Below are 8,214 nucleotides of genomic sequence, written 5' to 3' on the forward strand. Positions count from 1 at the left end.
AACCAGCACAGCTCGGCGCGCCGGATCGTATATCCGCAGTGACGTGAAGCGAAGGGGCGCGGGACCCGTGGTGGCGCTCCCCGGCACGACTCGAATCGATTCGGCCTAGAATCAGCCCATGCACGCGGATGCCCCACCACGCCCGACGCTCGCCGACGTCGCGGCCAAGGCCGGAGTGTCGGCGTCTACGGCGTCGCTCGCCTTCAGCGGCTCGGGCCCGGTGTCGGATGCCACGAAGGAGCGCGTGCTCGCCGCGGCATCCGCCCTCGGCTACGCCGGACCCGACCCGCGCGCCCGCTCCCTGCGCCGGGGCCGCTCAGGGATCGTCGGCGTCGTGCTCGAGGAGCGCGTGCGCGCGGCCTTCCTCGACCCCGTGAAGATCCAGATGCTCGACGGCATCACCGAGGGCATCGCGCCGCTCGGGGCCGGCCTGCTGCTGCTCACCGACACCGGCGAGGCCGGCGGTCACGCCGTCGGCATCGAGAGCGCCCCCGTCGACGCGGTCGTGCTCGTCGGCTGCAGCCCGCGGCTCGGGCACTCGGTCGAGGCGCTGCGGCGTCGCGGCATCCCGGCCGTCGCGATCGAGGGCGATGCCGGCGACGACGTGCCGAAGATCTCCATCGACAACCGCGAGGCGACCCGCCGGGGAGCCGAGTACCTCAAGAGCCTCGGGCACACGGATGTCGCGCTCGTCACGCTCCCGTTCGACGCCGCCCGCACGCGCGGGCCGCTGACGCCCGAGCTCGAGCGCGGGAGCACCGCCGAGACCGCGAGCGAGCGGCTGCTCGGGGCCCGCGAGGTCTTCCCGCACGCGACCGGACGGTCGGCGGCCGCGAGCTCGATCGAGGAGGGCCTCGAGGCCGGACGGGCGCTGCTCGCCGACCCGGCGACGCGGCCCACGGCGATCATCGCGCAGAGCGACCTGCTCGCCGCGGGCGTCATCCAGGCGGCCGACGAGCTCGGCGTCGCCGTGCCGGCCGAGCTCAGCGTGCTCGGCTTCGACGGCATCCGCGTCGACGGGCTGCAGCACGACCTCACCACGCTCGTGCAGCCCTCGGTGGCGAAGGGTCGCGCCGCGGGCGAGGCCGTGGTGCGGCTGCTCGCCGGCGAGCCGCCCGAGTCGGTGTGCTTCACGAGCTCGCTGCACGTGGGCGACACGACGGCGCCGCCGCGCGCCTGATCTCGCATGAGCATCCGCCCGATGCGGGCCCAGGCGCCCCATCCCACGGATGCTCCTGCGTTCCGGTCGGCGCAGCCTAGGCCGGCGCGCCCGTCACCATCCAGCGCGCGCCGCGCGCCCGCAGCGACAGCGTCACCGCGCGAGCGGCGAGGTAGCCGATCGCGAACGAGCCGGTGAGCCACGCCAGCGCTGCGGCGCCGGGCAGCCCCGCGGCATCCGCCCACCAGACCGTGCCGAGCGCCAGCGGCACGAACACGGCGAGGTTCACGAGCCCGGTCCAGGCGAGGTAGCGGGCGTCACCGGCGCCGATGAGCACGCCGTCGAGCACGAACACGAGTCCGCCGAGGGGCGCCGACAGGCCGAGCACCACGAGCGACGGCGGCAGCAACGCGGCGACCTCGGGCGACGAGGTGAACAGCGCGGGCAGCACCCAGGCGGTGGAGATCACGAGCGCGCCGAGCACGACGCCCGATCCGATGCCCCACTCCACGCACCGCCGCAGCACGGCTCGGACGTGCGCCACGTCGCCCGAGCCGAGCCCCTTGCCGATGAGCGCCTGTGCCGCGATGGCGAGCGCGTCGAGCGCGAACCCGAGCGTGAAGTAGATCGTGATGGCCACCTGGTAGGCCGCCAGCTCGTCGGATCCGAGCGACGTCGCCGCCCACGTGGCGAGCAGCAGGGCGACGCGCAGGCTCGCGGTGCGCAGGAACAGCCAGCCGCTCATCGCCGCGCCGCTCAGCACGCCCGCGTGGTGCGGCCACGGGCTGGCACCGACCCGCCGCACGTGCTGCGCGATGACCACCAAATACACCACGACCATGCCCCACTGCGCGATCACGGTGCCGATCGCCGACCCCGCGATGCCGAGTCCGAGGCCGTAGATGAACAGCGCGTTGAGGCCGATGTTCACCGTGAAGCCGAGGCCGGCCACCCACAGGGGCGTGCGCGTGTCCTGCATCCCGCGCAGCAGGCCGGTGGCGGCGAAGACGACGAGCATCGCCGGCAGCCCGGCCATCGAGATCGACAGGTAGACGGATGCCTCGGCGGTGACCGCCGCCGACGCCCCGAACACGCCCACGAGCCAGGGCGTCGCGAGCCACCCGGCCGCCGCGAGCACGACGCCGAGCCCGAGGGCGAGCCACAACCCGTCGACCCCGGATGCCACCGCAGCGCGCTCGTCGCCCGCCCCGAGCCGTCGCGCCACCGCCGGCGTCGTGGCGTAGGCGAGGAACACCATGAGGCCGATGATCGTCTGCAGCACGGCGCTCGCGAGGCCGAGGCCGGCGAGCGGCACAGCGCCGAGGTGCCCCACCATGGCCGTGTCGGCGAGCAGGAACAGCGGCTCGGCGATGAGCGCGCCGAGCGCCGGCACGGCGAGCCGGAGGATGTCGCGGTCGACGGCGCGACGGAAGAGCGCAGTGGTCATATGCTCCCGAGCCTAGGCGGGCCTGCCGACGGCCGGACCGCCGCACGCGGCATGCCGCACGGTCGCGTCGGGCGCCCCGCACGGGGCTAGTGTGGCGCTGTGACCACGCGCGAGTCGACGGGGATCGGGCGACGGATGCTCCGCCTGCGTCGCCGCGGCCTGCACCCGGCGCAGGCCGTGGTCGTGGGCTTCGCCTCGGTGATCCTCGCCGGCACGTTCCTCCTGCTCCTGCCGATCTCCGCGGCCGACGGGCGGCCGCCGTCGTTCGTCGACGCGCTCTTCACGGCGACCTCGGCGGTCTGCGTCACGGGGCTGACCGTGCTCGACACGGTGACGTTCTGGAGTCCGTTCGGGCAGGTCATGATCCTGCTCATGATCCAGCTCGGCGGCCTCGGCATCATGATCTTCGCGTCGCTGGTCGGCTTGCTGCTGGCCAGGAAGATGTCGGTGCGTTCGCGACTCAACACGGCGAGCGAGGCGAAGAGCGTGGGGTTCGACGACGTGCGGGGCCTCGTTCGCGGCATCGTCCTCATCTCGTTCACGATCGAGGGCGCCACGGCGACACTGCTGTTCCTGCGCTTCCTGCTCGGCTACGGGTACGGCGTGGGAGAGGCGGCATGGCATGCCGTGTTCCACGCGGTCTCGGCGTTCAACAACGCCGGCTTCGCGCTCTACTCCGACAACTTGATCGGGTTCGTGGCCGACCCGTTCATCTGCCTGCCGATCGCGGCGGCCGTCATCCTCGGCGGGCTCGGCTTCCCGGTCATCATGCAGCTGCGCAAGGAGCTCCGGCGGCCGCTGCACTGGTCGATGAACACCAAGCTCGTCCTGTGGGGCACGCTCGTGCTGCTCGTGGGCGGCACGGCGTACATCACGGCGTTCGAGTGGGACAACACCGCGACGCTCGGTACCCTCGACCCCGGCGCGAAGGTGCTCGCGGGGTTCTTCCAGTCGGTGCAGACCCGCACGGCCGGGTTCAACTCGGTCGACATCGGGGCCATGCACGACGAGACCTGGCTCGGCATGGACGTGCTCATGTTCATCGGCGCGGGTCCGGCCGGCACGGCCGGCGGCATCAAGGTGACGACGTTCGCGCTGCTGTTCTTCGTCATGCTGACCGAGCTGCGCGGCGACCCGGCCGTGAACATCTTCGGCAAGCGGCTGTCGCGGGCGGTGCAGCGCCAGGCGATCACCATCGTGCTCATCGCGGTGGGAGCGGTGATGGCGGGCACGCTCGCGCTCATGCTGCTCGTCCCGGAGGACCTGGACCGCACCCTCTTCGAGGCGGTGTCGGCGTTCGGCACCGTCGGGCTCTCGACGGGACTGACGCCCGAGCTGCCCGACCCCGGCAGGCTCGTGCTCGTGGCGCTCATGTTCATGGGCCGGCTCGGCCCGCTCACGCTCGGCTCGGCGATCGCCCTGCGTCACCGCCGGATCCTCTACGAGTTCCCCAAGGAAAGGCCCGCCGTTGGCTAAGTTCTCGATCTTCAGCAGTGACACGACCCGTCGCATCGCCGAGGCCGACTCGGTGGCCGTGATCGGGCTCGGGCGCTTCGGCAGCTCGCTCGCCCTCGAGCTCATGGCCGGCGGCACGGAGGTGCTCGGCATCGACCTCGACGAAGAGCTCGTGCAGGCGCTGAACGGCGAGCTGACCCAGGTCGTTCGCGCCGACTCCACCAAGGAGGAGGCGCTGCGCCAGCTCGCGGTCGACGAGTTCGACCGCGTGGTCGTGGCCATCGGCGACGACATCTCGGCGTCGATCCTCACGTGCTCGGTGCTGCTCAGCATGAAGACGCCCGTGATCTGGGCCAAGGCGGTAGACGATCGGCACGGCCTCATCCTCGAGCAGCTGGGCGTGCACCACGTGATCTACCCGGAGAAGGACATGGGTCGCCGCCTCGCGCACCTCGTGCGCGGCAATGCCCTCGACTACATCGAGGTCGACAAGGGCTACGCACTGGTGAAGGCGTCGGCGCCGGCGGTCCTGCTCGGCAGGCGCCTCGGCGACACCGGACTCCGCTCGGCGTACGGGGTGACCGTCGCCGCGTTCAAGAAGCCCGAGGGCGAGTGGAGGAACGCCGACCAGGACACGGTGCTGGACGAGGGCGACACCATCCTGGTGGTCGGTCCGACCTCGAGCGCCGAGGGCTTCGCACAGCTGCGCTGAGGCGAGCGGATGCCGCACGCCTGCGAGTGCACCGTGAGACGTGCCGTCGCGGCATCCGCTGTGCCGGTCCCGAGTCCTAGGCTGGGGTGATGACCGACGTCACGCTCCCCTCAGGCATCGCGAAGGACGAACTCGACGGCGAGGTGCGACCGCAAGACGACCTGTTCCGCCACGTCAACGGCAGGTGGATCGAGCGCACCGAGATCCCCGCCGACAAGGCCCGCTACGGCTCGTTCCTCGTGCTGCACGAGGAGGCCGAGGCGGCCGTGCGCGACATCATCGTCGAGGCGCAGCAGGCCGAGCCGGGCACCGAGGACCGCAAGGTCGGCGACCTCTTCGCCAGCTTCATGAACGAGCAGCGGGCCGACCTGCTGGGCGCCACGCCCATCGCCGGGCAGCTCGTCGACGTGTCCCTCATCAGCTCGGTCGAGCAGTTCCTCGAGACCCTCGGCCGCCTCGAGCGACAGGGCGTCTCGGGCTTCCTGCAGCTCTACGTCGACAACGACCCGGGCGACCCCGAGCGCTACCTCGTCTTCGTGGAGCAGGGCGGCATCGGCCTGCCCGACGAGAGCTACTTCCGCGAGGAGCGCTTCGAGGCGGTGCGCGCCGCGTACGCGAAGCACCTCGAGCGCATGTTCGCCCTCGCACAGCTCGACGACGCGGGGGATCGCGCGGTGCGGGTCTTCGACCTCGAGGCCGACCTCGCGAAGGCGCACTGGAACAACGTCGACACCCGCGACAGCGAGAAGACCTACAACCTGTTCCAGTGGTCGGATGCCGCGGCCGCGGCATCCGTCGACCTGCAGGTGTGGCGCGACGCCATGGGCGTGCCCGAGGGCGCGTTCGACGAGCTCGTGCTGCGCGAGCCCTCGTTCGTCGAGGGCCTTGGCGCGCTGCTCACCGAGGAGCGCCTGCCGGCGTGGCGCGACTGGCTCGCCTGGCAGGTGATCCGGTCGAGCGCCGCCTACCTCTCGAACGACTTCGTCGAGGCGAACTTCGACTTCTACGGCCRCAYGCTCACCGGCACCCCGCAGATGCGCGAACGGTGGAAGCGCGGGGTCTCGCTCGTCGAGGGCGCCATGGGCGAGGCCGTGGGCCGCATCTACGTCGAGCGGCACTTCCCGCCCGCGGCGAAGGAGGCGATGGACGACCTCGTCGCGAACCTCGTCGAGGCGTACCGGCAGTCGATCACCGCCCTCGACTGGATGGGCAAGAAGACCCGCTCGCGCGCCCTCGACAAGCTTGCGAAGTTCACGCCGAAGATCGGCTTCCCCGTGAAGTGGCGCGACTACTCGAAGCTCGAGATCACCGCCGACGACCTGGTGGCCAACGTGCGCGCGACGGCCGAGTTCGAGTTCAACCGCGAGCTCGGCAAGATCGGCAAGCCGATCGACCGCGACGAGTGGTTCATGACGCCGCAGACGATCAACGCGTACTACAACCCCGGCTTCAACGAGATCGTCTTCCCTGCGGCGATCCTGCAGTACCCCTTCTTCACGGCCGAGCGCGACGCGGCGGCGAACTACGGCGCGATCGGCGCGGTGATCGGCCACGAGATCGGCCACGGCTTCGACGACCAGGGCTCGAAGTACGACGGCGACGGCCGGCTCACCGACTGGTGGACCGAGGCCGACCGCGAGGCCTTCGAGGAGCGCACGAAGGCACTCATCGCGCAGTACGACGCCCTGAAGCCGGCGCAGCTCGACGGCCAGGACCACCACGTCAACGGCGCCCTGACGATCGGCGAGAACATCGGCGACCTCGGCGGGCTCGCCATCGCGTGGAAGGCGTACGTGCTCTCGCTCGGCGGCGCCGAGCCGCCCGTGATCGACGGGCTCACGGGCGCGCAGCGCTTCTTCCTCTCGTGGGCGCAGGCCTGGCAGATGAAGGGCCGCGACGAGGAGGTCATCCGCCTGCTGGCCATCGATCCGCACTCGCCGAACGAGTTCCGGTGCAACCAGATCGTCCGCAACATCGACGAGTTCTACACTGGCTTCGGAGTGACCGCGGATGACGCCCTCTGGCTGGAGCCGGCCGAGCGGGTGACGATCTGGTAGGGCACTCCACTCATCCGTCCAGTCCATCTCTTTCGAGCGCGCCGCAGACCGCGGTGGGGGAGCGCCGAGCGTCCGAGGAAGATCGTGCAAGCACTGTGGTGACGTCGTCGCAGGGTTCCGAACGCCGAGCGCGCCACGCCAGCATCCGACACGGCAAGCATCGCACCGAGGAGCCGAACGAGAACTTCGCGCGCGGCTTCCACGCCCTGGGCGAGCTCGCGCTCGCGGGCGTGCAGGTCTCGGCGCGGGCGACCGACCTCGCGACCGGCAAGGTGCTGTTCTCCGTCGACGACCACGTCGTGATGCCGACGGCGTCCATCGGCAAGGTGCTGCTGCTCGTCGAGGTCGCCTCCCGGCTCACCGGCACGAGCGCCGAGGCGTTCACGGTGCTCGACCGCACGCCGCGCGACGCCGTGGGCGACTCGGGCATCTGGCAGCACATGCAGTCGCCGTCGCTGCCGCTCGCCGACCTCGCCGCGCTCGTCGCGGGTACGAGTGACAACCTGGCCACGAACGTGCTGCTGCGCCACGTCGGCCTCGAGGCGGTGCGCGCGCGCACCGAGGCGCTCGGCCTCACCCGCACGGCCCTGCTCGACCTCGTGCGCGACCACCGCGGACCCGACGACGCGCCGCAGCTGTCGATCGGCTCGGCGAAGGAGCTGACCTGGCTGTTCGCGTCGCTCGCGCGCGGCGAGATCGTGAGCCCCGAGGTCTCCCAGCGCGTGGTGGGCTGGCTGTCGCTCAACGCCGACCTGTCGATGGTCGCGTCGGCGTTCGGCCTCGACCCCCTCGCGCACCGCAAGCCCGACCACGGCGTGCTGCTCATGAACAAGACCGGCACCGACGGCGGCGTGCGCAGCGAGGTCGGCGTGCTCCGCGGACCTCGCGCGAGCGTGGCCTACGCGGTGTCGATGTACTTCGCTGACACGATGCTCACCTCCCGCCTCGCCGTGCTCGACGGCATGCACCAGGTCGGCGTCGACCTGCTGGAGTACGTGCACTGAGCCCTCGGCGCTGAGCCGTCGGCACTGGGCTCAGCCCTGCGCGAGCAGGGCGACGCCGTCGAGCACGGCCCGGTGCGTCTCGGGCGCCCCGAGCACCCGGAAGTGGCCGACGGCGGGGACCCGCACGTTCGTCGCCCCCTCGAGGAAGCTCCCGTCGGGGATGTGCGGGTCGTAGCGGCCGAACACCGAGACGATCCGCCCGTTGACCGACGAGGCGCGCCCGAGGGTCACGATCGTCTCGTCGCTCGGCATCAGGGCGCGCACGCTCGGATCGACGACGAAGCGGGCGAGCCGCGAGCCGCCGAACGGGGTGCAGATCGCGACGATGCCGATCACGCCGAGCGGCGCGCCGTCGGTCGACGTCGTCGTGGGTGCCGACG

General features: G+C 71.5%; 6 protein-coding genes and 1 pseudogene. 5 read left to right on the forward strand and 2 right to left on the reverse strand.

Features of this window, described 5'->3' with window-relative positions:
* Positions 1-118: 118 nt before the first annotated feature.
* Positions 119-1,180, forward strand: a complete 1,062-nt coding sequence (locus AC1DY2_RS10890) for a LacI family DNA-binding transcriptional regulator (RefSeq protein WP_476762446.1) — start codon at positions 119-121, stop codon at positions 1,178-1,180.
* 76 nt (positions 1,181-1,256) lie between these two features.
* On the opposite strand, the gene AC1DY2_RS10895 is transcribed toward AC1DY2_RS10890, so the two are convergent.
* Positions 1,257-2,606 (reverse strand): MATE family efflux transporter, encoded by a 1,350-nt coding sequence (locus AC1DY2_RS10895; protein ID WP_476762447.1) that lies wholly within the window; start codon positions 2,604-2,606, stop codon positions 1,257-1,259.
* A 135-nt stretch (positions 2,607-2,741) separates the two neighbouring features.
* On the opposite strand from AC1DY2_RS10895, the gene AC1DY2_RS10900 reads away from it, so the two are divergent.
* The 4 genes from AC1DY2_RS10900 (at position 2,742) to AC1DY2_RS10915 (ending at position 7,834) form a co-directional block, all read left to right on the forward strand.
* Positions 2,742-4,082 (forward strand): TrkH family potassium uptake protein, encoded by a 1,341-nt coding sequence (locus tag AC1DY2_RS10900; protein ID WP_476762451.1) that lies wholly within the window; start codon positions 2,742-2,744, stop codon positions 4,080-4,082.
* Positions 4,075-4,773, forward strand: a complete 699-nt coding sequence (locus tag AC1DY2_RS10905) for a potassium channel family protein (protein WP_476762448.1) — start codon at positions 4,075-4,077, stop codon at positions 4,771-4,773. The genes AC1DY2_RS10900 and AC1DY2_RS10905 overlap by 8 nt, the downstream gene beginning before the upstream one ends.
* Positions 4,774-4,862: 89 nt before the next feature.
* Positions 4,863-6,830: a M13 family metallopeptidase gene (locus AC1DY2_RS10910; RefSeq protein ID WP_476762449.1), complete on the forward strand. Its 1,968-nt coding sequence runs from the start codon at positions 4,863-4,865 to the stop codon at positions 6,828-6,830.
* Positions 6,831-6,925: 95 nt separating this feature from the next.
* On the forward strand, positions 6,926-7,834 hold the full coding sequence (locus tag AC1DY2_RS10915; RefSeq protein ID WP_476762450.1) for a serine hydrolase: 909 nt from the start codon (positions 6,926-6,928) through the stop codon (positions 7,832-7,834).
* 30 nt (positions 7,835-7,864) lie between these two features.
* On the opposite strand, the pseudogene AC1DY2_RS10920 reads toward AC1DY2_RS10915, so the two are convergent.
* Positions 7,865-8,214, reverse strand: a pseudogene (locus AC1DY2_RS10920) (hypothetical protein); the annotation flags it as partial.

It is taken from the genome of Agromyces sp. P1_H4 (assembly GCF_056405255.1).